This is a genomic window from Salinispora tropica CNB-440 (genome assembly GCF_000016425.1).
In the GTDB taxonomy this organism is placed as follows: Bacteria; Actinomycetota; Actinomycetes; order Mycobacteriales; family Micromonosporaceae; genus Micromonospora; species Micromonospora tropica.
The window spans coordinates 3340939-3363432 of the sequence record NC_009380.1 but is presented as its reverse complement, the minus strand read 5'-3'; the positions used below and the strand labels follow the sequence as shown (position 1 = coordinate 3363432).

General features: G+C 67.4%; 21 protein-coding genes. 13 read left to right on the top strand and 8 right to left on the bottom strand.

What is annotated here, in order from left to right; genetic code table 11:
• Positions 1–180: 180 nt before the first annotated feature.
• Entirely contained in the window at positions 181–1044 is an 864-nt protein-coding gene (locus STROP_RS14740; protein WP_012014157.1) for an IS5 family transposase, read from the top strand.
• Between the two features lie 248 nt (positions 1045–1292).
• Here STROP_RS14740 and STROP_RS14735 read toward each other — a convergent pair whose 3' ends face one another.
• The gene (locus STROP_RS14735) at positions 1293–2702 is read right to left on the bottom strand and encodes an acyl-CoA synthetase (protein ID WP_012014156.1); all 1410 of its coding nucleotides are present in this window, start codon (positions 2700–2702) and stop codon (positions 1293–1295) included.
• Positions 2703–2886: 184 nt separating this feature from the next.
• Here STROP_RS14735 and STROP_RS14730 point away from each other — a divergent pair, with 184 nt between their 5' ends.
• Entirely contained in the window at positions 2887–3594 is a 708-nt protein-coding gene (locus tag STROP_RS14730) for a helix-turn-helix transcriptional regulator (protein ID WP_026275235.1), read from the top strand.
• A complete protein-coding gene (locus STROP_RS14725) occupies positions 3591–4376 on the top strand; it encodes a YwiC-like family protein (protein WP_012014154.1) in 786 nt (261 codons plus the stop codon). Before STROP_RS14730 ends, STROP_RS14725 begins: the two co-directional genes overlap by 4 nt.
• Before the next feature lie 46 nt (positions 4377–4422).
• On the opposite strand, the gene STROP_RS14720 is transcribed toward STROP_RS14725, so the two are convergent.
• The gene (locus STROP_RS14720; RefSeq protein ID WP_043161007.1) at positions 4423–5643 is read right to left on the bottom strand and encodes a globin domain-containing protein; all 1221 of its coding nucleotides are present in this window, start codon (positions 5641–5643) and stop codon (positions 4423–4425) included.
• A gap of 334 nt (positions 5644–5977) precedes the next feature.
• Here STROP_RS14720 and STROP_RS14715 point away from each other — a divergent pair, with 334 nt between their 5' ends.
• On the top strand, positions 5978–6853 hold the full coding sequence (locus STROP_RS14715) for a formylglycine-generating enzyme family protein (protein WP_187151627.1): 876 nt from the start codon (positions 5978–5980) through the stop codon (positions 6851–6853).
• On the opposite strand, the gene STROP_RS14710 is transcribed toward STROP_RS14715, so the two are convergent.
• Positions 6843–7313, bottom strand: a complete 471-nt coding sequence (locus tag STROP_RS14710; RefSeq protein ID WP_012014151.1) for a DUF6328 family protein — start codon at positions 7311–7313, stop codon at positions 6843–6845. The genes STROP_RS14715 and STROP_RS14710 overlap by 11 nt on opposite strands.
• Positions 7314–7367: 54 nt before the next feature.
• The gene (locus STROP_RS14705) at positions 7368–7769 is read right to left on the bottom strand and encodes a hypothetical protein (RefSeq protein ID WP_012014150.1); all 402 of its coding nucleotides are present in this window, start codon (positions 7767–7769) and stop codon (positions 7368–7370) included.
• 162 nt (positions 7770–7931) lie between these two features.
• Here STROP_RS14705 and STROP_RS14700 point away from each other — a divergent pair, with 162 nt between their 5' ends.
• The 4 genes from STROP_RS14700 (at position 7932) to STROP_RS14685 (ending at position 13173) form a co-directional block, all read left to right on the top strand.
• Positions 7932–8441: a GNAT family N-acetyltransferase gene (locus STROP_RS14700; protein WP_012014149.1), complete on the top strand. Its 510-nt coding sequence runs from the start codon at positions 7932–7934 to the stop codon at positions 8439–8441.
• Between the two features lie 202 nt (positions 8442–8643).
• Positions 8644–9909 carry a DUF2254 domain-containing protein gene (locus STROP_RS14695; protein ID WP_012014148.1) on the top strand — a complete coding sequence of 422 codons (1266 nt, stop codon included), beginning with the start codon at positions 8644–8646 and terminating at the stop codon, positions 9907–9909.
• Positions 9910–10041: 132 nt separating this feature from the next.
• Positions 10042–10716 carry a hypothetical protein gene (locus STROP_RS14690; RefSeq protein ID WP_012014147.1) on the top strand — a complete coding sequence of 225 codons (675 nt, stop codon included), beginning with the start codon at positions 10042–10044 and terminating at the stop codon, positions 10714–10716.
• Positions 10717–10776: 60 nt separating this feature from the next.
• The gene (locus tag STROP_RS14685) at positions 10777–13173 is read left to right on the top strand and encodes an arylsulfatase (protein WP_012014146.1); all 2397 of its coding nucleotides are present in this window, start codon (positions 10777–10779) and stop codon (positions 13171–13173) included.
• Between the two features lie 137 nt (positions 13174–13310).
• Here the strand turns inward: STROP_RS14685 and STROP_RS14680 are convergent, their stop codons facing one another.
• Both STROP_RS14680 and STROP_RS14675 read right to left on the bottom strand, forming a co-directional pair.
• Complete coding sequence (locus STROP_RS14680) at positions 13311–13946, bottom strand: hypothetical protein (protein ID WP_012014145.1); 636 nt, start codon at positions 13944–13946, stop codon at positions 13311–13313.
• A 13-nt stretch (positions 13947–13959) separates the two neighbouring features.
• Entirely contained in the window at positions 13960–14607 is a 648-nt protein-coding gene (locus STROP_RS14675; protein ID WP_012014144.1) for a CDP-alcohol phosphatidyltransferase family protein, read from the bottom strand.
• A 347-nt stretch (positions 14608–14954) separates the two neighbouring features.
• On the opposite strand from STROP_RS14675, the gene STROP_RS14670 reads away from it, so the two are divergent.
• A complete protein-coding gene (locus STROP_RS14670) occupies positions 14955–15746 on the top strand; it encodes a YaaA family protein (RefSeq protein WP_012014143.1) in 792 nt (263 codons plus the stop codon).
• Between the two features lie 4 nt (positions 15747–15750).
• On the opposite strand, the gene STROP_RS14665 is transcribed toward STROP_RS14670, so the two are convergent.
• Positions 15751–17301 carry an MFS transporter gene (locus STROP_RS14665; protein ID WP_012014142.1) on the bottom strand — a complete coding sequence of 517 codons (1551 nt, stop codon included), beginning with the start codon at positions 17299–17301 and terminating at the stop codon, positions 15751–15753.
• A 454-nt stretch (positions 17302–17755) separates the two neighbouring features.
• Here STROP_RS14665 and STROP_RS14660 point away from each other — a divergent pair, with 454 nt between their 5' ends.
• The 3 genes from STROP_RS14660 to STROP_RS14650 all read left to right on the top strand — a co-directional run bounded on the left by STROP_RS14660 (position 17756) and on the right by STROP_RS14650 (position 19659).
• Positions 17756–18106 (top strand): histone-like nucleoid-structuring protein Lsr2, encoded by a 351-nt coding sequence (locus tag STROP_RS14660; RefSeq protein ID WP_012014141.1) that lies wholly within the window; start codon positions 17756–17758, stop codon positions 18104–18106.
• 241 nt (positions 18107–18347) lie between these two features.
• Positions 18348–18989 carry a hypothetical protein gene (locus STROP_RS14655; RefSeq protein WP_012014140.1) on the top strand — a complete coding sequence of 214 codons (642 nt, stop codon included), beginning with the start codon at positions 18348–18350 and terminating at the stop codon, positions 18987–18989.
• Positions 18990–19263: 274 nt separating this feature from the next.
• Positions 19264–19659 (top strand): hypothetical protein, encoded by a 396-nt coding sequence (locus STROP_RS14650; protein WP_012014139.1) that lies wholly within the window; start codon positions 19264–19266, stop codon positions 19657–19659.
• Here the strand turns inward: STROP_RS14650 and STROP_RS14645 are convergent.
• Positions 19634–20524 (bottom strand): PhzF family phenazine biosynthesis protein, encoded by an 891-nt coding sequence (locus STROP_RS14645; protein ID WP_028570438.1) that lies wholly within the window; start codon positions 20522–20524, stop codon positions 19634–19636. The two genes, STROP_RS14650 and STROP_RS14645, sit on opposite strands and share 26 nt — an antisense overlap.
• A gap of 445 nt (positions 20525–20969) precedes the next feature.
• Between STROP_RS14645 and STROP_RS14640 the strand changes: the two genes are divergently transcribed.
• Positions 20970–22427 carry an MFS transporter gene (locus STROP_RS14640; RefSeq protein WP_012014137.1) on the top strand — a complete coding sequence of 486 codons (1458 nt, stop codon included), beginning with the start codon at positions 20970–20972 and terminating at the stop codon, positions 22425–22427.
• Positions 22428–22494 lie beyond the last annotated feature (67 nt).

The following is a 22494-nucleotide window of genomic DNA, read 5'->3' as shown; positions in this document are numbered from 1 at the left end:
GCGCCTCGACCTCGGTAGCGCGAAATGCCCGACCCGACCTAGAAAGAAAACATATCGGTGGACATAGGCCTACCCGGTTTCAACGCATATCGCCCCGGGATCGTGTCTGGTTCACTTTCATCCCGCACTGACGGACATGACGTCCGCCAGGTCGAGGCCCCGACACCGTACGCCTGCTTCATGACCGAACGGCGCCCCTACCCGTCCGACCTGTCCGACGCCCGCTGGGCCCTGATCGCACCCCGCCTAACCGCCTGGCGGCAAGCCCGCACCGACGCCGGCGTCAGCGGACGTACCCCCACCCACGACCTGCGCGACATCTTCAACGCCATCCTCTACATCAACCGCACCGGCATCGCCTGGCGCTACCTACCCCACGACTTCCCGCCCTACCGCACCGTCTACGGCTACTTCGCCGCCTGGAGCAAAGAAGGCATCTTCACCGAACTCAACTACCAGCTCACCGGCCTCGTCCGCGACCACCACGGCCGCACCACCGAACCCACCGCATCCATCATGGACAGCCAGAGCGTGAAGACCTCCACCAACGTCCCACTATCCACACAGGGCACCGACGCCGGAAAGAAAGTCGTCGGCCGCAAACGCGGCATCCTCACCGACACCCTCGGCCTCCTCCTCGCCGTCACCGTCACCGCCGCAAGCGCCAGCGACAACACCATCGGCATCAACCTGCTCAACCAGGCCACCACCACCCACCCCACCCTCACCAAAACCTGGGTCGACGCCGGCTTCAAAAACCGCGTCGTCGAACACGGCGCCGCACTCGGCGTCGACGTCGAGACCGTCACCAAAGACCCCCAGGCCAAAGGCTTCAGCGTGGTCAAACGGCGATGGGTCGTCGAACGCACCATCGGCTGGCTCATGCACCACCGCCGACTCGTCCGCGACTACGAAGCACGACCCGACAACTCCGCCAGCATGATCACCATCGCCATGATCGACAACCTCGCCAAACGCCTCACCACCGAAACCACCCCAACCTGGCGAGAACCCCTACAACCCCAACACACACAAAATACGTGAATCAGACGTCCTCTGAGGGCGAAGCCCATCAGCGCGCTCAGCTTGCGGCTCATTCGCGTGACCTCCAGGGGTGGCGGTGGGATCACGAGAGCGCTCTCACAGTTAAGTTAACTTACTGTTGACATGTATGTCAATTTTATTACCTTGTTTAAATTAAAGATCGTCATTGTGTGTCCGGATCTGAGCGGTGTCGGAGGCGGTTTCCACACCCCAGCCAGATCGAATTCCGGTGCCCGGCCGGTGCCAGGTCACTCCGTCGTCAGCTGAGACTTCTGCACTTTGCCCAGGGCGTTGCGGGGTAGGGCATCGACCCGCCGTACCTGCCGCGGGCGCTTGTGCGCCGACAACTGCCGCGCCACGAAGTCGATCAACTCCGACTCCGCCACATCATCGCTCACCACGTACGCCGTCACCTGCTGGCCGAGATCGGAGTCGGGGATGCCGACCACAGCGGCCTCCCGGACCCCGGGGTGGGCCAACAGCGCATCCTCCACCTCGCCGGCGCCGATCCGATATCCGCCGCTCTTGATCAGGTCGGTGGCGGCCCGGCCGACGATCCGGTGCCAGCCGTCCGGGCCGATTGTGGCGACGTCGCCGGTGCGGAACCACCCGTCGGAGGTGCGACTGGCCGCATCGGCCTCCGGGCGGTGCAGGTACCCGTCGAAGAGGGTGGGGCCGCACACCTGCAACTCACCCATCGTCTCCCCGTCGGCGGGAAGCGGAACGTCGCCGTCGTCGACCAGGCGGGTCCGGACCCCGGGCAGCGGTAGCCCGACCGTGTCCGGCCGGTGCGGGCCGTCGGCATGGGCGCTGACCGTGATCAGCGTCTCGGTCATGCCGTACCGTTGCACGACTCGGCGGCCGGTCAGCGCGGCGAGATCGGTGCCGACGGCCGCGGGTAGGGCGGCGCTGCCCGAAACCAGCAGCCGGGCCGAGCGCAGTGCCCGGGCGGCCTCCGGCACGGCGGTGATCCGGGACCAGATGGTCGGCACCCCGAAGTACAGCGAGCCGGCCGCGCCCGCGTACCGCTCCGGGGTGGGCCGGCCCACGTGGTGCAGTCGGCTGCCCAGCCGCAGTGGGCCGAGCACGCCGAGGACCAGGCCGTGCACGTGAAACAGGGGAAGCCCGTGCACCAGAAGGTCGTCCGGAGTCCAGCCCCAGGCGTCGGCAAGCCCGTCCAGGCAGGCGGCGACAGCCCGGCGGGAAAGCACCGCCCCCTTCGGGGCTCCCGTGGTGCCGCTGGTGTAGAGGATCAGCGCGGTGCCGGCGGGATCGGGCTCCGGGCGGGTGCTGTCCGACCGGTGGGTGAGGTCGACCGGGATGCGGGGTCGGCCGGCGTAGTCGCCCCGACATTTTCCGTGCGCCGGCACGAGTACCGCCTCGGCGGCCGAGTCGCGCAGGAGGTGGTCCCGTTCCCTCGGCCCGGCATCCGGCGGCACTGGCACGACCGCCGTACCCGCCAGCAGTGCCCCGGCGACACCGACCACCGTCGCCAGATCCGTGCCGGCCTCGACGGCCACCCGGTCCAGGCCGTGTAGGTCGTCGGCGACGGCCGCGGCGAGCCGCCGCAGCTCCACCCAGGGCACGCCCCGGCCGTTGATCTGGACCGCGTCCGGCCGCTCGTCGGCGGACTCGGACAACCAGTTGAGCAGCCGCACCGGCCCACCTCTCCGCGCGTCGGATCTCCTGACCGTAGCCGCGGCCCTCCGCCCCGGCCACCCCGCCCCGGCGGCAGCTGGCCATGGTGCGGCTGCGGGCGGTCGAGCAGCGACGGTGCGCGGACACCCGAGGCAGGTTCGCCTCCCGGTTTTGAGGACGTTTGACGTTGTAACATTGCTTAACGTGACAACCGCGAACACCGGGCCGACCGGGCAAGTCATCGACACCACTCGGCATCGGGCGCTCGGCACCGTCAGCCGGGCGTCAATTCTGGAACTCACCCGCGCTGCTGACGGTGGCCTCACCATCGCCGAGATCAGTGCGCGGACCGGCCTGCACCCCTCCACCGCCCGCAGCCACCTCGACCGGCTCGTCAACGCCGGCCTGCTGGTCAAGGCCCGCTCCAGCGGGGGCCAGCCGGGACGGCCGGCCTGGCGCTACCGGACGGTGCCCGAGGAGGCCCCCGCACCCGCGCCGTACCGCGCCCTCACCGCGGCTCTGCTCGATCATCTGGCCCGGCAGAGCCGGGGCGACGCCCGGGCCGAGGCCGTCCGTGCCGGCCACAACTGGGGGCGGCATCTCGCGGCAGCGACACCCCGGGGGAAGAAGCCGGTCGACACCGCGATGGCGGTCCTACGCGGGCTGGGCTTCGACCCCGACCTGAAACAGACGGCGGACGGGCACACCGAGATCCACCTGTACACCTGCCCCTTCCTCGAACTGGTGAGCCAGAACCCGGATGCCATCTGCGGGCTGCACGTCGGCGTCGTCCGCGGCGCGCTGGAGCAGGCGGGTGCCCCAGCGAGCGACGCCGTGCTGGAGCCGTTCGGCGCGCCAACCGCATGTGTGGTGCGGCTGTCTCTCCCGTCCGGCGCCACCCGGCCGGTATGAGCACCCGGTCGCCGGCGGCACCCGAGACCGCCGGTCCCGCCACCGCCCGCCGGCCAGTCAACCGCCAGCGCGTGCTCCGCCGCTATCTGCCGCCGCAGCACGGGGCCTGGGCGATGCTCCTCCTGCCGTACCTGGTCGGGGTCGCCCTGGTCGGAGCAGGGTGGCCGCAGCTGCCGCTGCTCGGCGCATGGTTGGCCGGCTACCTGCTGTCCTACTACGTCTTCCAGGCCGTGAAGAGTCGTCGACCGCGCCGCTTCCTTGCACAGATCCGGCTCTACGCCCTGATCGCGGCGCCGTTGGCGCTGGCGGTGGTGGTCGTTCGGCCGGCTGTGCTCTGGTACGCCCCGGCCTATGCGGTGCTGCTGGCGGTCAACGCCGGGTACGCCTGGCGCCGGCGCGAGCGGGCTCTGCTCAACGACCTCGCCTCGGTGGTGCAGAGCTGCCTGCTGATCTTTGTTGTGGCCACGGTCTCGGGTGTGTCGCCGGGGCAGGTTGTTCCTGCCTTCGTGGCGCTGCTGCTCTACCTGACCGGCACCGTCTGCTACGTCAAGACCATGATCCGGGAGCGCGGCAGCGCTGCCTACCGGCGTCTGTCCATCGGCTTCCACCTGGCGGCGCTGGCCGTGGCGACCCTGCTCGACGTGGGACTCGCCCCGATCTTCCTGGTGTTGCTGATCCGTGCGTGGCTTCTGCCCGGCCGGGCGCTGCGCCCCGCCCTGGTCGGCGTGATCGAGATCGTCTGCTCGGTCCTGGTACTCGGCACGCTGGTACTGGTCTCCTGACGGGCTGACCCCACGGCACCGCAGCCGTGGGGTCAGCCCGAAGGATTCAGTCGTGCAGCATCCCCGGGCCGAACACGTCGTAGCCGATCCGGTCCTTTGACACGCCTCGGCGGAGAAGCTCGGCGCGGACCTGGTACATGAACGGCACCGGCCCGCAGAGGTGGATGTGCGCTCCGGCCGGTAGTGGGATCCGGCTCGGATCCACGCGGCCGGCGGTGACCTCAGCCTTCAGCCCGTCCACCGCCTCACCGGCGGCCTCCTCGTACCACAGCAGCACCGACAGGTTCGGCAACTGCTCCGCCAGATCCGGCAGCTCGTGACGGCGGGCGTGGTCGGCGGCGCTGCGGTCAGCGTGCACCAGCACCACCTCCCGCCCGGTCTCGGTCGTGGCCAGGTGGTGCAGGGCCGACATCGCCGGGGTGAGGCCGATTCCGGCGCTGACCAGCAGCAGCGGGCCCTCGTCCCCGACCGCGTTGACCTCGCCGAACGGCGGGCTGAGGCGGAGCGTGTCACCGGCGGTCACCTGCTCGTGCAGGAAGGTCGAGACCGCGCCTTCGGGGGCGTCGCCGGTGGCGCGTACCCGCTTGACGGTGATCTGCCAGTGGGTTGAGCCGGGTCGGCCGGAGAGGCTGTACTGCCGGATCTGCTGCCTCCGTCCACCGTCCAGGTCGACCGCGACGGAGACGTACTGCCCTGGCGTGAAGGTGGGCAGTGGGCCACCGTCGGCCGGGACCAACCGGAAGGAGACGACATCCGCTGTTTCCTGGATGCACTCCACGACCTGCCAGTCTCGCCACACCGACCCGGCCTCGCCCACCCCGGCCTGGGTGTAGAGCCGCGCCTCCCGGGCGATCAGCTCGCAGGCGAGCAGCCAGTACACCTCGTCCCAGGCCGCTGCGACCTCGGCGGTCACGGCCTCACCGAGCACCTCGCCGACCGCGGCGAGCAGGTGCCGGCCGACGATCGTGTACTGGGTTGCGGTGATGCCGAGCGAGGCGTGTTTGTGGGCGATCCGACTCAGGATCAGCTCCCACGACCGGTCGTCGCCGCCGCCGGTGAGGTGCTCGGCGTAGGCGACCACGGAGGCGGCAAGTGCGGCCGGCTGCTCCCCGGTGGCCTGGTGGCCCTTGTTGAAGATGTTCAGGAGCTCCGGATGGGCCTTGAACATTCGCTGGTAGAACCGGCTGGTGATCGTTTCACCATGCGCCTGCACAGCGGGCAGGGTCGCCGTTACCACCGCTGCTGAGGATTGCGAGAGCAAGACCACTCCTTTTGGGCATCGATCGGCGTAGAGTCGCGGCTTCTTCGGTTCGCCCCCCGAGCGAGCCTGCGGAAGCGTGACCTACCTCCACCGAACAGACGCACAACGCCTTAGATCAGGGTCGAAGGTCCCGCTTTCTGGATCTCCGGCTGGTGTGCTCCGTCGTGTCCGTCATACGCCTCATTTCGCACCGGTGACGGCGAGAACGCCCGATGGCACAACTCGCCCACCACCCCGACAATCCGGTAACCACCATGTTGGTGTGCATTGGGTGTTTTAGGGTGGGGACGTGGTGCATGAGGCGCTCAGCTCGCCAGCGACGACCCGCCCGGCTCCGGAGATGGTCTGGATCCCCGGTGGCCGGTTTCGCATGGGGTCAACCGATTTCTACCCCGAAGAAGGGCCCGTCCGATGGGTCGAGGTTGACGGGTTCTGGATTGACCAGTACCTGGTGACCGTCCGGGAATTTGATCGATTCGTCCGAGAGACCGGTCACGTCACGATGGCCGAGGTGTCACCGACGGCGGCGGACTATCCCGACGCCGACCCGGAGTTACTCGTCCCGGGCTCCCTCGTGTTTCGTAAGGCGTCCGGGCCGGTCAGCCTCGCCGACTACCGCAACTGGTGGTCGTGGACGCCGGGCGCGACCTGGCGTCACCCCGAGGGGCCGGGTAGCACCGTCGACGGCAGGGAACTGCACCCCGTCACCCACGTCGCGTACTCCGACGCGGTGGCCTTCGCGACCTGGGCTGGCAAGGAACTCCCGACCGAGTCCGAGTGGGAACTCGCCGCCCGTGGCGGGCTCGACGGCGCCGTCTTCACCTGGGGAAACGAGTTTGCCCCCGAGGGAAAGTTGATGGCCAACACCTGGCAGGGCGCGTTTCCCTGGCAGAACCTCCTCCTCGACGGGTACGCGGGAACCTCGCCGGTGGGAGCCTTCCCGCCCAACGGCCATCACCTCTATGACATGGCCGGCAACGTCTGGGAGTGGACCCAGGACGTCTTCACCTACCCTGCTGGTTCGCTGGCGAAGGCGTGCTGCACGACGCCGGTCACCGCCGACGGACCGAGCTCGGCCATCCCTCGTCACGTCATCAAGGGTGGATCCCACCTGTGCGCCCCCAACTACTGCATGCGGTACCGACCGGCGGCTCGTCAGGGCGAAGCTATCGACACCTCGACCTGCCACCTCGGCTTCCGGTGCGTCAGTCGGTAGGACCGGAGTCGCTGTCGGTCCGGCTGCGCCCAACCGGCACGAGCACCCAGAGCAGCAGCAGCCAGAGCAGGGTCAGGCCGGTCAGCGCCAGCGCGAGCGGAAACTCGAGGACGAAGTCCGTGACGAGAAGCACCGCGACGATCACGGCCAAGACCAGCAGCAACAGGCCGGTGGTGGTCATCCAATGGGTGAATCGGGCCAGTTCCGGATCACGCCCCTGCTGGAACAGCGCCCGGTGGAACGCGACCGGGGCGATGGTTGCTACCGCCGCGGCGGCGGTGGCGAGGAACGAGACGATGTAGAGAGTCCTCTGGAAGGTGTTTGTTTCGTCGAACGCCGAGCTGAAGGGAAGGGCGAGCAGGAAGGCGAAGAGGATCTGTATCCCCATCTGCGCGATCCGCAGCTCCTGCAACAACTCGGCGTACCGGCGTCGCCAGCGGGTATCCGTCTCCTTCGCCACCCCTGCCTCCGTATGGGCGCAGCCTGCGCTGGTCGCCCCTCGACTGGCAGGGGCCTACCCGCCCCGTCGGCGGCCGAAACCGTCGTTCGGTCCGGGCCGGGCGGGAGTCGGAACTTCGCGAATCGTCCCGTCCGCTACGGCGAACGGCTCGCCGTCGGCGAGGATCACGGCGCGATCCGTTGCCCTCGCAAAGTCAAGCATCGAGTAGAGGACGACGCCGGATCGTCCCTGGTAAACCTCGGGACGGTAGATCAGAATCGCCATTCGATGGTCCAGTTTCTGATACGTGTAGCCGACGCCATCGGCCACGAGCTTTCCGTCAGCCGTCACGTAGCACCGATCCCGGGACTCGTAGGTGACGGTATGCGTGGAGATGTCGCGGAAGTCGCCGTGCATAGAGTGGTGCACCCCCTTCCACTCCACGCTTCTTCCCGCCAGCGTCTCCCAGGCTTCCACGTTGACCGTCCCTAAGGGCTGGGGAGCTGTTCACAGGGCCATACCGTCAGGTCCCAGTGTGCCACCGAGGCGATGCCGTGCCGCGTGAATCGCCCAACGTCTGGCACCGGTGGTGCGTTGGCTTGACTCGGGTGTGCCCTCGATTGGGGCACTATCGCGTTCATGAATGACTCAGATCCGACCCGTGGCCCTGCCATCCGGCCTGCCGCCGCCGATGACGCGGCGGCTGTCGCGGCGGTCTACGTGCGGAGCTGGCGTGCCGCCTATGCGGAACTCCTGCCCAAGGAGGTGTTGGCGTCCCTGGACGAGGCGGACTGGGCTCGGCGTTTCCGTAGCCGGTGGGACCCGGCCCGGTGCACGCTTCTGGCGTTCACCCCGGGTCGCGTCATCGGCGTGGCAATGGCCGGGCCGGACCGTCAGGATCCGCTGCTCGCCGAGATCTACGCGATCTACGTGCTGCCGAGTGTCCAGGGCCAGGGGGTCGGCGCGGCCCTGCTGGACGCCGCCATCGCCCACCTCGACGCACCGCTGGTCCGGCTGTGGTGCGCCGCGGCGAACAACGGCTCCCGAAGGTTCTACGAGAGTCAAGGGTTCGCGCTGGACGGTGCTACCGGCAGCTACGAGATCAGCGGTCACCGCCTGGCTACCGTCCGCTACGTCTGCCCGAGGTAGCGCGGGACAACCGGTGCGCCACGGCCGGATTGTCGGTTCCCCCCAAGCTGAGTCGGAAGGTGTGGAAGGCTCACAGACAGCCGCTTGGTCCAGGGTTGGTGCAGCCTCAACGGACAACCGTCAAACGGTTGCCCGGAGCAATTCGGCGGCGGGTCGTCAGCACGCTCCGGTCGGGTCCCAACCCGAAGCGGCGAGGAGTTCGATGATGCTGTGGGCGAAGTTCTTCCGAATCCGCCAGAACCTGGTGGGGAGCCTGTGGTTCTTCCCGCTGCTGGGGCTGGTGGTGGGGGTTCTGCTCGCCCTCGTGGTCCGCGAGCTTGACGCCGTCATCACCCTGCCGTCGGCGTGGGAGTTCGAGCCGTCCGCGGCGCAGGAACTCCTCACGATCGTGGTTGAGGTCGCCGGAGTGTTGGCCGGATTTGTGGTGGCCGTAAGCGTGGTCGTGCTCGAACTCCATGCCGACAGTTTTCCCCGCTACCTGCGGCTGTTGTACCGAGACCGATTCCACCTGGCCGTCGTGACGTTCATCCTCGGCACCGTCTCCTTCGCGTTCACACTTCTGGCGATCGGCGGGTCCGCGGAGACTCCGCAGCTTGGTGCCGGTATCGCGGGGATCTTCCTCATCGTGAGCTTCGTGCTCTTCGTGGTCTTCCTCAACCACCTGGTTCATCAACTACGGCCGGTGGCGGTCGCGGCCGACGTGACCAAGACCGCCCGGAAGCTGATGTCGGCAGGCGACCAGTCGGGCGGGTCGGTGGTGACCGAGGAGGAGTCGGCCGGGGAACCAACTCTGGTGATTGAGGCCCAACGATCCGGGTCGGTGCAGGCGTTGAATGAGGAAGCCCTGGTCCGCTGGGCGAGCCAGCACGGCTGTCGGCTGCGATCGAAAGTGGCGGCCGGCGACTATGTCATCACCGGGCAACCAGTGATGGAGGTATTCGGAACGAGGCCATCGGCTGACTCCACCGGCCAGATCCACGCCATGGTGGCCATGGGGACCGAGCGGACCATCGAGCGGGATCCTGCGTATGCGGTACGGATTCTGGTGGACAGTGCGGCACGGGCGCTCTCCCCGGCCATCAATGATCCGACAACAGCGGTTCAGATGCTGGACTACGTGGAGGAGCTGCTCCGGATGATCGGAGTAAAGCCCCTCGGCATGATGAGGTACTGCGACGAATCCGGCCAGTCACGGCTGATCGTGCCCGGGCGGACGTGGGAGAACTACCTCACCCTGGCGGTCACGGAGATCCGCGAGTACGGCGCCGACTCCGTCCAGGTGATGCGGCGGCTCCGCGCCATGCTCGAAGACCTTCGCGAGGTGCTTCCGGCCGACCGGCGACCGGCGGTGGACGCCGAGCTTGACCGGCTCGACCAGACCCTGGCCGCGAGCTTCGGGGGCAAGGTCGACCACGACCGGGCCGCGGCGTCGGACCGGCAGGGAATCGGCGGTCCAGGGCGGGGATGAGGCCGGGACTCCGAGCCCAGCTTACGGCCGGACGCATTCCGGCCGCCGCCTGGCCCGTTCTCTGGTAGAACGAGAAAAGGAGGGATGCGCGTTCCATGGGACAGTGGAAACTGCTGGTGAAGGGTGTTGCCGATGGGCACGAGTTCTGATCAGGAAGCGTTTCGGGCGCTCCGAAACCCGCGCGGGGTCGCGATCGCGGGCATACTTTTCGCAGTAGTCTTTTCGATCAGCATAATCCTGCTTCGGTCAGCGCTTCCGAAGGAGCCGTTCGCCGATGTGGAGTGGGTGCGGCAAGAAGCTGGCCGGATGCGGGTGGCGTTGTTCCTCATCCCGTTCGCCGGAATCTTCTTCCTCTGGTTCATGGGCGTGGTGCGGGAGTACATGGGGAACTTGGGAGACTGGTTCTTCTCCACCCTGATCATCGGGAGCGGCGTCCTGTTCCTGGCCATGATATTCGTCGCCGTCGTGGTCGCGGGAGCCATTCTGGACGGTGTCCCCGAAGGTGGGTCCCAGTCCTTGAGTACCGAGACGGTCGGGTTCGGTCGTTCGATCATGCTCGAGGCAAGTGGGGTCTACGCGGTACGTATGGCAGCGGTGTTCATGTTCGCCCTCGGAACGGTGGGGCTCAAGACCCGACTGATGCCGAAGTGGCTCTGGATCCTGACCTACGTTCTCGCTGTGTTGCTCCTTGTCGTGACCAACCAGAACCTTTGGTTCACGCTCATCTTCCCCGCCTGGGTTCTCCTGGTGAGCATCCGAATGCTGATCACCGGCCAGGTGGCGCCATCCGACACCGCGAAGAGTTGATCGGGAAAGTACGGGCAGGTTGCGTGTCCCGCCCCGGGAGCGGGAGAAGGAGAAGCCGTTATGAGTAAAGAATTCAAGGGCGTTATCAACCTGGGTGTCACGGACTCGACGCCGGACTGGGACCCCTACGCCCAACCCCAGGCCCCGAAAGGGGCGCCGAACGTGCTGATCCTGGTCTGGGACGACACGGGCTTCGGCTCCTGGGACTTCTTCGGCGGGCCCATCGAGATGCCGAACATGAGTAAGCTCGCCAACAACGGACTGAAGTACACCCAGTTCCACACCACCGCGCTCTGCTCGCCCACTCGGGCCGCGCTGCTGAGTGGGCGTAACCACACCACCGTCGGCATGTCCTGCGTCGCCGAGGCGACCCAGGGGTTCCCGGGGATGAATGGCCATATCCCCGGGGAGGCGGCCCTTATCGGGGAGATCCTCAGCGACCGGGGCTACAACACCTACGCACTGGGCAAGTGGCACTGTGCCGGGGAAGACGAGACCAACATGGCCTCCTCCAAGCGGAACTGGCCCACCTACCGGGGCTTTGAACGCTTCTACGGCTTTCTCGGCGGCGAGGCCAACCAGTACTACCCGAATCTCGTGCAGGACCAGCAGTTCGTCGACCAGCCCGCCGATCCGGTCAGCATTGACGAGTGGAAGGAGGGAAAGGACGGATATCTGCTCACCGCCGACCTCGTCGACCGGGCGATCGGCATGATCGGCGACGCCAAGCAGACGGCGCCGGACCGACCGTTCTTCATGTACTTCTGCCCCGGGGCGAATCATGCCCCACACAGCGTGCCGAAGGCCTGGGCCGACAAGTACAAGGGCAAGTTCGACATGGGGTACGAGGCGATCCGCGAGAAGATCCTCGCGAAGCAGATCAAGATGGGTATCGTCCCGAAGGGTACCGAACTATCACCGGTCAACCCGTTCAGCGACGTACGCAGCGCGGACGGCAAACCCTTTCCCTCCACGAGCGAGGTACGGCCGTGGGATTCGCTCAGCGACGACGAGAAGAAGCTGCAGACGCGGATGGCGGAGGTCTTCGCCGGCTTCTCCAGCCACGCCGACCACGAGATCGGTCGGCTGATCTCCTACCTTGAGGAAACCGGAGAGCTGGACAACACCCTCATCATCGTGATCTCCGACAACGGTGCGTCGGGTGAGGGTGGGCCGGATGGCGCCGTCAATGAGAACACGTTCTTCAATGGTGTCCCGAGCAATGTCGACGAGAATATCAAGATGATCGATATTCTCGGCTCTCCCGGCACGTACAACCACTATTCGACCGGTTGGGCCTTTGCCTTCAACACCCCGTTCAAGCTGTTCAAGCAGGACGTGTGGGAGGGGGGAATCTGCGACCCGATGATCGTGCACTGGCCGGCGGGGATCAAGGCAAAAGGCGAGCTACGCGACCAGTACACACACGTCACCGACATCGTACCCACGGTGTATGAATGCCTCGGCATCGAGCTACCGGAGACGGTCAAGGGCTTCAAACAGTGGCCGCTGGAGGGCACCAGCTTCAAACACACCTTCGAGAAGGCCAAGGCGAAGACGGCCAAGCGCAGCCAGTTCTACCAGATGCTGGGGACGCGGGCGCTGTGGCGGGACGGCTGGAAGGTGGACGCCCTGCACCCGAGCTCGCCATCGGACTGGGGTCACTTTGGCCTGGACAAGTGGGCGCTCTACCACACCGACGTCGACCGTGCCGAGATCCACAACGTGGCCGACCAGCACCCCGATCTGGCCGCGGAGCTGGTGGCGCTCTGGTACTACCAGGCCGGTACGTTCTCTGGTCTACCGATGGAGGACCGGCCTATCGCCGAGTTGCTCAGCACGCCGCGACCGCAGGTGGCGCCGCCGCGAGACCACTACGTCTACTATCCGAACACGCTGGAGGTTCCCGAGGCGGTCGCGGTCAACATTCGGGGGCGTTCCTACATCCTCGCGGCCGATGTCGTCATCGACGGTCCCGACGCTGAAGGTGTCCTCTTCGCGCAGGGCTCCAACTTCGGCGGTCACGCTCTCTACCTCAAAGACGGCAAACTGAAGTACGTCTACAACTACCTGGGGGAGAAGGAGCAGGTCATTGCCTCGAACATCGACGTGCCGAAGGGGAAGGTGGTGCTCGGCATCGCGTTCGAGAAGGAGAAGTTGATAACTCCGCCGAACTCCGATCAGCCCAGTGCCTGCATCGGTAACGCCTCGCTGTTCATCGGCAAGAAGAAGGTGGGTGAGTGCAAGGGGATGCAGACCCAACTCGGCAACTTCGCGCTCGCCGGGGAAGGCTTCAACGTCGGCCAGGACCGAGGAGCGCCGGTCACCTACGACTACTCCGGTGCTCGTCCCTGGAAGCTGACCGGCGCCACGATCAAACAGGTCATCGCGGATGTTTCTGGTGAGGCCTACGTCGACGTCGAGCGGGAGGCGGCCGCCATGATGGCCCGGGACTGAGCGCTGTCGCCGGGTCAGCCGGCCGTACAGGACTCCGGGCCTGGAGTCGGCGCTGGCCAGCTAAGCGTGGGGGGTATCCGCCGTCCGGCGGATACCCCCCACGCGCGCGCCGGTCGGCGCACCATCCTCGTGACCTGCTATCCGAGGACGTGAGCGAGCTCCGGCAGCATGCTTACCGCGGCGAATCGAAGAGTGCGGCCGGCGAAACAGGTGACCGTGAACAGGCCAACCGACATTCGGGTCGTGCTGATGCAGAAGACGACCAGCAGCAGTGGTGGTAGGCCGACCGTCGCGCTCAGCAACACCACCGGCACCGCGACGAAGGGCCGGTCGAGCAGGGCGACCAGCGCACTGCTCCAGCGGCGGGTCACCGCGACAACGGCGGTGATCAACCGACGGAGGATCGTCCGGACCGTCGCCCGGGGCGGCGCGGCCTCAGTCTTCACCGCGCCGATACCCGGGCTGTTCGGTCCTGCCCCGCGCGGCACTCCCGCCATGGTCACGACGACCGGCTCCGGCTCCGGAGCCCGCGCGAAGCGAGCGCGGTGCCGCTGTAGCCAGCGGCGCAGTCTTGCCGAGCGGAGGGTGCCGCGCAGGCCCAGCAGCATCAGCGCCTTGCCGACGGTCTGTCCGGCGCCGGCGGTGACACCCAGCAGGAGGGCGTGCTGTCCGGTTACGGCGGCCGCACCGACAAGGTATGGCTCCACCGGCACCGCCGGGATGAAGGCCGAGGCGAACGCCATCAGGAAGGTGGCGAGCCCGGCCTCGATCATGATTCGACCCCGTTCATGTGGACAGGGACCAACCGTCGTAGGAGCCCTGCCGGCGCCGCGGAGGGCCGGTGCCGGGCAGTCGTCGCACCACCACCAGGGAGGCGACCTTGATCACGGTCACCGCCAGGGCCAGCGCGAGCGCCGGCGAGGGGCTCGGCACGAAGAGCACGAGCAGCACCAACGCGCTGGTGTTGGCAGCCTTCGCCGGCGGGGACCAGTTCCACCGGAAGACACCACGGTGCACACGGAAGAAGTAGTTTGGGCTCAGTAGCCCGAAACGGAGAAACGACAGGCTGAGCACCAGATCGACGACGACGAACTGCAGCAGAAAGACTGCGATAGGAGCCGCCATCTGTGGTCGTGCCTGTAGTAGCGGGATGATGCAGAGGATGCAGCAGAGCCGGTCGGCCAGGATGTCGAAGACCGCGCCGAAGCGGGTCTCCTGGTTGAGTCGGCGGGCCGTCCAGCCGTCCAGCATGTCGCCGATCCAGTAGATGAGATAGGCGGTCATCGCCAGGACAGGGTCCCGTGTGACGATCGCGGCGATTGCGACCGCGACCGCGCCGACTGTGCGTACCGTCGTCACGGTGTTGGCGGCCTGCACTATCCGAGGCGGGGTGGCGGTGGTCGTTGTGCGCTCCTGTAGGTTCGTTCCCGGCATGCGGTTTCCTCCAGGAGGCGAAGTCGTCTCGAGTCGCTACTGCCGAATGTGGAAGGCGGCGGACCCACATTACAACCTGTGCGGCGAAAAAGATCTCGCGGAGGGGCTTGACACCACCTGGATGTGGCCCAGGTGCCAGTGCGCTATCTCGTAGCCACACCATGCACTGCCCTTATTGTCGCCAGTGAATCTCCATCGTCGGACGAGCTCTGGTCGGCGTTTGTGCGGGTGGGGCGAGGCGGCCGGGAGGGGCACGCCGGTCGGCTTTGCCCTCTCGGGTTCGCCGCCGCGGAGTTGCCGGTCGGGCCGCTATGCTCAGGGGATCTTGATCTCGGCACGAGGCGAAAATGATCATTCTGATTCACACCTCCAAGGCGATGCGACCGGCGCCCCAGGGCGGCGCGACCCTCACCGTGCCCGCCCTACGGGACCGGGCCGAGGAGTTGGCGACATACCTCAAGACCCTCTCGGTGGAGCAGTTCGCCGCCGCCATGGAGCTCTCCCCGGAGCTGGCCGACCGAACGCACGGGCTGTTCGCGGACTGGGGCACCGAACCGGAGCGGCAGTCGCCGGCGATCGACAGCTTCGCCGGTGACATCTACAGCGGGCTCCGCGCCTGCGACCTCACCCCCGCGGATCGGGCGTACGCCGAAGGCCGGTTGCGTATCCTCTCCGGGCTGTACGGCATCCTGCGTCCGGAGGACGGCATCCAGCCGTACCGGCTGGAGATGGGCTATCGCCTGCCGGATCCGCCGTATGCCAATCTCTACCAGTTCTGGGGCGATGCCGTTGCCCGGTGCCTACCGCGGACCGGCGTCATCGTTGATCTGGCCGCCGTGGAGTACAACCGGATCGTCACCCGGTTTCTGTCCCGCGACCGGTTCGTCAGCCCCCGCTTCCTGACGATCAACCCGAAGACAGGCGAGCCGCGGTTCGTTGTCGTACACGCCAAGATCGCCCGCGGTGCCTTCGCCCGATGGCTGCTGGCCGCTCGGGTTGAGGACCCGGCGGACATCGTTGACTTCGCCGAGATCGGCTACCGCTACGAACCGGCCCTGAGTAAGCCCCGTCAGCCCGCCTTCGTCTGTCAGGAGTTCGGGGGCAAGGGGCTCAGCGTCCGACGACACGACCTGGGCTGAGCGGTCAACCCTGCTGGGGTTGCCGCGTGTCGCGGCCCTTTCGGTGGCGGGGCCAGATCCAGCCGGCCAGCACCGCGCCGATCACCGCGATCACACCACCGAGTACGAGGGCCGTCGACACCCCGTCCGAGAAGGCCTGGTGGTAGGCATCGATCACGAGGCTCCGCTCGTTCGCCGGCAGCTTGTCGAGGATGGCGTTCGCCGTCTGGGAGTTGGTCAGCGCGTTGACGACCTGGTTTGACTCGTTTTCGGTGAGCCCGGCCGCGGTGCTCACCGGGGCCGCCTCGGCCCGGCCGAATCGGGTGGTTGCGGCGGTCAGCAGGACGACACCGAGCGCGCCCCCCAGCATGCTGCTGGTCTTGTAGACCCCGGACGCGGTGCCGGCGAGGGCGGGCGGTGGGCCCCCGACGATGGTGTCAGCCACGGGCACGGAGAGCAGGCCCAGTCCGACACCGATGATGAGTAGGCCCACGATCACCGCGACTACCGACAGGGAGGGTAGGAGGGCGCTGATGGCGAAGCAGCCGACGCCGACCAGGACGAGGCCCCAGACCGAGGGGGAGCGGGCGTCGTGTCGGGTGACGACCCGTGCGCCGACGGAGTTGAACACCAGGATCGTTCCGGCGGCCGGAACCAGGAGCAGGCCGGCCACGAACGCGCTGTAGCCCCGGACGTCCTGCAGGTAGAGAGACAGCACGAAAAGCGTGCCGGCGAAGGACATGTTCATCGTCAGGTTGACGATGAGAGCGCCGTCAAAGCTGCGGGTGCGGAACAGCCGTAGATCTACCAGCGGGTCGGTGATCCTCAACTCGACGAGCACGAACGCCGCGGCGAACACCACGGTGGCGCCGAAGAGAGCAATGATCAGCGGATCGTTGAAACCGGCCTGCTGCCCCTCGGTCAGCGCGAAGAGCAGGCACAGTACGGCCCCGGCCCCGGTGACCAACCCGATCAGGTCGATCCGTCCCCGGCCCTGCTGTGCCTCGGGTGCGTTCCGTTTGGTCACGACGTACAAGACGAGGACCACCGGTGCGGTCAACCAGAACAGCGACCGCCAGCCGAGCAGGGTGGTCAGGGTTCCACCGACAGCCGGCCCGATCGCCTGCCCGGCCCAGGTCGCCGCCGCCCATGCGGCGAAGGCTGGTGGCTGCTCGGCGCGCTCGAAGAGCGCCGGGATCATCGCCAGCGTGGCGGGCAGGATGAGGGCGCTACCGACGCCCATCACCGCACGGCCGGCGACCAGGCCGGCGAGGTTGGGAGCGAAGGCAGTCGCCAGGGCGGCGACGCCGAAGATCAGCAGGCCGAGCAGCAGCATCTTTCGGTGGCCGTACAGGTCGGTGAGGCGACCGCCGGCCAGCAGGAGTGTTCCGCAGGCGATACTCAAGGCGTTGTTCGCCCACTGCATATCGGTCAGGTTGACGTTCAACTCGTTGGCGATGGTCGGCAGTGCCACCCCAAGGTTGGAGAACGCGAGCCACACCAGTGTGGCGGCGGTGCAGAGGCTGATCAGGGCGGCCCGTCGGGACGGCGATGACCGGCGGGACCGAGAGTGCATGACCCGGACAATATAGGAAATTTACCCATTAGGTGGTCTTAAGCTGTGTTGGCCGGGGTCAGTCCGGGCGGCAGGCCGCGCCGGTGTCCAGCGACGGTGGCGCTCGGGGTGCCGAACCGCTGCCGTGGGGATCCGGCGGCGGCGCGGTGTCGGCCGGGAATGCGAGGCCGGCGTCTTCGACGACAGGAGCGGTCGTGGCTGGCAATTGGGTGCCTCGGTTCTCGACACATGGCATGGGCGTGGGCGGGATAGATGTCTTTCAGAAAGTTTGCTTCCGAGTGCTCGGTGGCCCGGATCGGTGGTCCGAGGGAACAGCCACGGCGGGTGCGGTAGCCGTTACCCACTGGAGAGGTTTGGTGGTCGAGCGAAACCCGCCTGTGGGTCCTTTAGCAACAGCCCTGTCTGGATGCTAATGTCCTCGTCTTCGCACTCGTGAAATGGAGTTAACCCGAGCATGGCACGACAGGTAATCACCCAACTGATTGACGACCTAACCGGTGATGAGGCCGACCAGACGATTGAGTTCGGTCTCGACGGCAGGGCATACACCATCGAACTATCGGACGAGAACGCATCCACGCTTCGACAGGCGCTTGCCCCCTATATCGCCGTTGGTCAGCGCGTTGGCAGGGCCAGCGGCCACGGTGGGATCACGAGGGCGGTGCGGGGAGCCGCCGCGACCGCGCAGCGTTCCACCCGCGCGCGTAACGAGGAGATCCGGGAGTGGGCGCGGGTCAACGGATATCAGGTGTCGGACCGCGGGCGCATTCCGGCCGGCGTGATGGAGGCGTACGACAAGCGGTGAATGGCTGGCGGCCAGTCGGCCAGCAATAGCCCACGGTCGAGCTGACCGAGACAGCATGAAGGGCCCCGCTCCGGGGCCCTCTGCTGTGTCCCGCCCTGCGTGGGTCCGCCTGTTCGTCCAGAGAGGGGGCCTTACCATCGGTTGGTGTCTCCGTGCGGAACGCGCTGGCCATCGGCGCGGGGAGGTGTGGTCCGCCACCGGCCACAGTCTTGGGTCACCGCAGCGCTGAAGGGAAGTAGCCATGGGAAGTGAGCTGGCCGAGATCCTGGACGCGGCGGCCGCCGGGCGCCTCCCGGCACCGGATGGCGGGACGACCGTCGTGCCGCAGCCCGGCGACCGCGATGCCGGGGTGATCGCGTTCACTGCCCACTCCGTGGTGTTCACCGACGAGGATCCGCGTTGGGTCCGTGGCACTCTGGCCGTTCTCGACTGCGATCGCCTGGCAGCCGCACTGCATCCACGCTTTCTGGCTGCGTTGCTCGAGCGCACCGGACGTTCCATGGACACGATCGATCTACTGACGGTCGCGAGCCCGCTGGCCGGTGCACCACCGCTGCAGCTCAACGAGCTCACGGACGCCGCCCATCCCCGTGTGACCAGGGCGCGCCAGCATCGGGACGACATCCGGGTCTGGGCAGCCGATGGGGGAGTGGTCATCCTTGGTCGGGGCGTGGCAGGCCGGTGGGAGGCGGCGATCGAGGTTGACGAGGGGCGGCGCGAGGAGGGCCTCGGACGGGCCCTGGCGAGGGCCGCTCGGTATCTGGTGCCGACCGGGCAACCGGTCTGGGCGCAGCAGGCCGCGGGCAACGCCCGTAGTGTGCGTGCGTTCCAGGCGGCGGGGTTCCGACCGGTCGGCGCAGAGGCGCTGCTCCTCGACAGGTAGACACCTCAGGTAGCGGGCCGGTGGTGCGGCAGACGGGACGGTGACACCCGCTCCCGTGTTGGCCGTGCATTGTGATCTTTATCTTCGGTGACGCAAGCGACAGCGCCGCTGCCTCCCGCAGTCACGACGCAGGTGTTGACAGGGGTACCGAACGTGAGCGTAAGATCGACTCTGCGCTGAGAAACGTGTGTTTAGTGGAAGCGCAGCACCTCGAACGCACGTTTCCAGGGGATCTGGTGACAGGCTGCTGGCCTGAACGAAGATTGCCAGCGGGATGGATCAGCTCCATGTGGAGCGCAACGGGGGGATGCATCCCGCAGCACTCGCTGCCCGCCTCGGCTGGCAAGCAGCCGGTGTCCGGGCCAACGTCCCCGACACCGTGGGGCCAGAGGCGCTGGCCGGCCAGCTGGCGCGACGCCTCCTGGCCGGCCCCAGCGACTACCGCACTCCTCCAACGCCGCCCCGCCCAGTCGCGGTGACGCCCATCGACCGCGCAGGCGGCGCGGAGATGGGCCGCAGGTTTCACTTTCTGGGGTGCCACGACGATCAGGTGAAGATCCGTGGTCACCGGGTCGAGTTAAGGGAGATCGAGGTGCCCGGCGAGCCGGACCGGCTTCATGGGCGGGGGCCGACGGCGCCTCCGGTCATGCCGAAGCCCGTCCCCGGGTAGCTGCGCCCGCACCAGCAGCTCCGGGTGGGACGAGGGCGACCGCGGCGCCGGTTACCGCGATCCCCGTTCCGGGTTGGGCGGGAATGTCGATGGTGAGCAGGCTCGGACGGCCCATCTCCTGCCCCTGGTGCACGGTGACCGTGGTGGGGGGCGCCACCAGCCCGAGCTCGCGCAGGTAGCCACCCAGCGCAGCGGCTGCCGCACCGGTGGCGGGGTCCTCCACGACGCCGCCGGGGGGAAACGGATTCCGGGCGTGGAATACGTGTGCTGACTCCCGATGCACCAGGTTGATGGTGGTCCAGTCACGTTCGGCCATCAGGCTGGTCAGCGCTGCCATGTCGTAGTCCAGATCAGCCAGGCGGGCACGGCTTCCAGCGGCGACGATCGGGTGCCATGCCCCGGCGAAGGCGACCCGAGGTGGCATCGTTGCCGCCAGGTCCTCCGACGTCCAGCGCAACGCGTCGAGCAGTGCCGCACGATCGTCGGCGGCAATCGGTGTGGAGCGCGGGGGGACGCTGACCAACGTCGCGGTGATGGTGCCGTTGACCCGTACTGTGGTGGTGACCTCGACCGGGCCGGCGCGGGTATCCAGATACAACACGCCCGGGCCGTGCCGCTCGGCGTATGCCGCGGCTGACGCGATGGTCGCGTGGCCACAGAACGGGACCTCCGCTTTCGGACTGAAGTAGCGAACCGTGAAGTGTCCCGCACCGCCGGGCACGAGGAACGCCGTTTCGGAATACCCGACCTCGGCCGCGACGCGCTGCATCTCCGCGTCGTCAGCGCCGGTGGCGTCCAACACCACCCCAGCCGGGTTGCCGCCGGCCGGATCGGTGGTGAACGCGGCAAACCGCAGGATTTCCATGATCGTAATTCTAGGGTGGAGCCCGCCCACAACCGAGTGCCAATCGGCTCCCGGTGGTCACCGTCGGGTAGCTCCCACTCGGCGGTACGCCGTGCCGCCAGGCAGCCACAGCTAGCAGGTCAGCGGGGGCGCTGAGGAGTGGGCGAGCCGGTCCGACGGCGGGGGTTCCGGGTGTGCCGCCATCGGCTCGGCCCGGCACGTTGGGGTGAGTCGTTCCGACGATCCGGCCGTCTGCTGATGTCACCCATAAGGTGGGGATCGGGTCACATCTTCGAGTTGGAAGCAGCGGTGGCTGGGCCGCCGAATCCATGCTGTTCGGTCGGAAGCGGACGTGCGGCGACGGAGTGAGCGGGGTCGGCGATGCGTATTGGAGTGATCGCACCCCCCTCCAACGCCCGTCCGAAGAGTCTGACCCCGATGGTTCTTCCTGGTGCCGGATCGCCGGATGAGCGAGGGTGAGCTGGGCGCGGGGGAGGCGCCCCGGACGGGGTCAGGGCGACCGGTCCGACCCTGGTCGGCGGCGACCGTCGGTCTGTTGACAGTGTTTCTGGGCGGGTTGAACATCTCCCTGCTCGTGATCGCTTTGCCGACGATCCGAAGTGTGTTCGACCTGAGCCCGAGCGCTCAGCAATGGCTGGTATCCGGCTACTTTCTTACGTTCGGACTGACGCTGGTGCCCGCCGGCCGGTTCGGTGACCAGCGTGGACGGCGCAACGTCTTTGTCAGCGGCATCACGTTGTTCGTGGTGGCGAGCATGGTTGCGGGATTCGCCCCCTCCGGCAAGTGGCTGATCGTGGCTCGGTTGGCGCAGGGAGCCGGCGTCGGCATAGCGCTACCCCAGGTGTTCGGGACGGTCCAGCGGATGTTCTCGCCCCGAGCCCGCGGGCGCCCGCTCGGACTGTTGGCCGCCGGAGTCAGTAGCTCGCGAATGGCTGGCCCGATACTCGGCGGCGCACTGGTTGCCGTCGGCGGCGAACAGGGCTGGCGGTGGATCTTTTTGATCAATGTTCCGATTGGGGTACTCGTCGCTGTCTTCGGGTGGCGGTTGTTCCCCGTCGCCGAGCGGGGGCAGCGATCCGACCTGGACCTGGTCGGCGCTCTCCTGCTGATGTGTGGGTTGGGCCTGCTGTGGCTGATGCAGGGCGATCAGTGGCCGGGGCTGCTCCGCTGGCTGCTCCTGCCGGCCGGCATCGCGATGCTGGTTGCCTTTGTCCGCTGGGAGCGCTCCTATAGCCGCCGCGGTGAGCCGATATTCAACCTGAACCTGTTCCGGATCCGGTCGTTCGCCCTGGGCGCATTCATTGCCACGTTCTACTTCGCCGGCTACGACGCGATCTTCTACCTCATGTCGGAGTACCTACAGCAAGGGCTCGGACACGACGAGTTGGTGGCGGGTATCGCTCTCATGCCGTTGGCTCTGGGCACGGTCGTCGGCTCGGTGGCCGCGGGCGCCAAGGCCGGACAGGTGGGGCGGCCACTGATCACGGCGGGGCTGGCCTTCGCGGCGGTCGGGCTCGGCATACTGTTGGTCGCCGACCTGTTCCTACCAGGTCCACAATCCCCGCACGCGGCCACCCTGCCACTACTTCTGGCCGGTCTGGGCGGCGGACTAGTCACCGCGGGCGTCGGCGGCGGGCTGGTCATCGCGCCGAACCAGACTCTGGCCCTGTCACACGTACCACCCGCCGAGGGCGGTAGCGCCGGGGGGATGCTCCAGATGGGGCAACGCTTCGGTGGTGGGATGGGGGTCGCCGTCATCGGTACCGCGCTCTTCACCAGCCTGGACAGAACCGGTGACTGGCTCCTCGCCTTCCGAATTCCGATGGCGATCATTATCAGCTTCCTCGTCATCGCGTTTGTCGCTGCTCTGATCGATATGGTTTCTCGATCTCGCCTGCGGTGACGCGCGCTTCCTGGCGGACATGTCAGCGGCTGACCACCGTCCGGTCGGGTTCGACAATCGGCGCGTC

Bases quoted from the DNA above. Each gene is read 5' to 3' on its own strand.
- STROP_RS14640 (WP_012014137.1), top strand. From the start codon at position 20,970: ATGAGCGAGGGTGAGCTGGGCGCGGGGGAGGCGCCCCGGACGGGGTCA.
- STROP_RS14680 (WP_012014145.1), bottom strand. From the start codon at position 13,946: ATGATCGAGGCCGGGCTCGCCACCTTCCTGATGGCGTTCGCCTCGGCC.
- STROP_RS14660 (WP_012014141.1), top strand. From the start codon at position 17,756: ATGGCACGACAGGTAATCACCCAACTGATTGACGACCTAACCGGTGAT.
- STROP_RS14700 (WP_012014149.1), top strand. From the start codon at position 7,932: ATGAATGACTCAGATCCGACCCGTGGCCCTGCCATCCGGCCTGCCGCC.
- STROP_RS14740 (WP_012014157.1), top strand. From the start codon at position 181: ATGACCGAACGGCGCCCCTACCCGTCCGACCTGTCCGACGCCCGCTGG.
- STROP_RS14665 (WP_012014142.1), bottom strand. From the start codon at position 17,301: ATGCACTCTCGGTCCCGCCGGTCATCGCCGTCCCGACGGGCCGCCCTG.
- STROP_RS14650 (WP_012014139.1), top strand. From the start codon at position 19,264: ATGGATCAGCTCCATGTGGAGCGCAACGGGGGGATGCATCCCGCAGCA.
- STROP_RS14695 (WP_012014148.1), top strand. From the start codon at position 8,644: ATGATGCTGTGGGCGAAGTTCTTCCGAATCCGCCAGAACCTGGTGGGG.
- STROP_RS14655 (WP_012014140.1), top strand. From the start codon at position 18,348: ATGGGAAGTGAGCTGGCCGAGATCCTGGACGCGGCGGCCGCCGGGCGC.
- STROP_RS14715 (WP_187151627.1), top strand. From the start codon at position 5,978: ATGGTCTGGATCCCCGGTGGCCGGTTTCGCATGGGGTCAACCGATTTC.
- STROP_RS14670 (WP_012014143.1), top strand. From the start codon at position 14,955: ATGATCATTCTGATTCACACCTCCAAGGCGATGCGACCGGCGCCCCAG.
- STROP_RS14675 (WP_012014144.1), bottom strand. From the start codon at position 14,607: ATGCCGGGAACGAACCTACAGGAGCGCACAACGACCACCGCCACCCCG.
- STROP_RS14685 (WP_012014146.1), top strand. From the start codon at position 10,777: ATGAGTAAAGAATTCAAGGGCGTTATCAACCTGGGTGTCACGGACTCG.
- STROP_RS14690 (WP_012014147.1), top strand. From the start codon at position 10,042: ATGGGCACGAGTTCTGATCAGGAAGCGTTTCGGGCGCTCCGAAACCCG.
- STROP_RS14725 (WP_012014154.1), top strand. From the start codon at position 3,591: ATGAGCACCCGGTCGCCGGCGGCACCCGAGACCGCCGGTCCCGCCACC.
- STROP_RS14645 (WP_028570438.1), bottom strand. From the start codon at position 20,524: ATGGAAATCCTGCGGTTTGCCGCGTTCACCACCGATCCGGCCGGCGGC.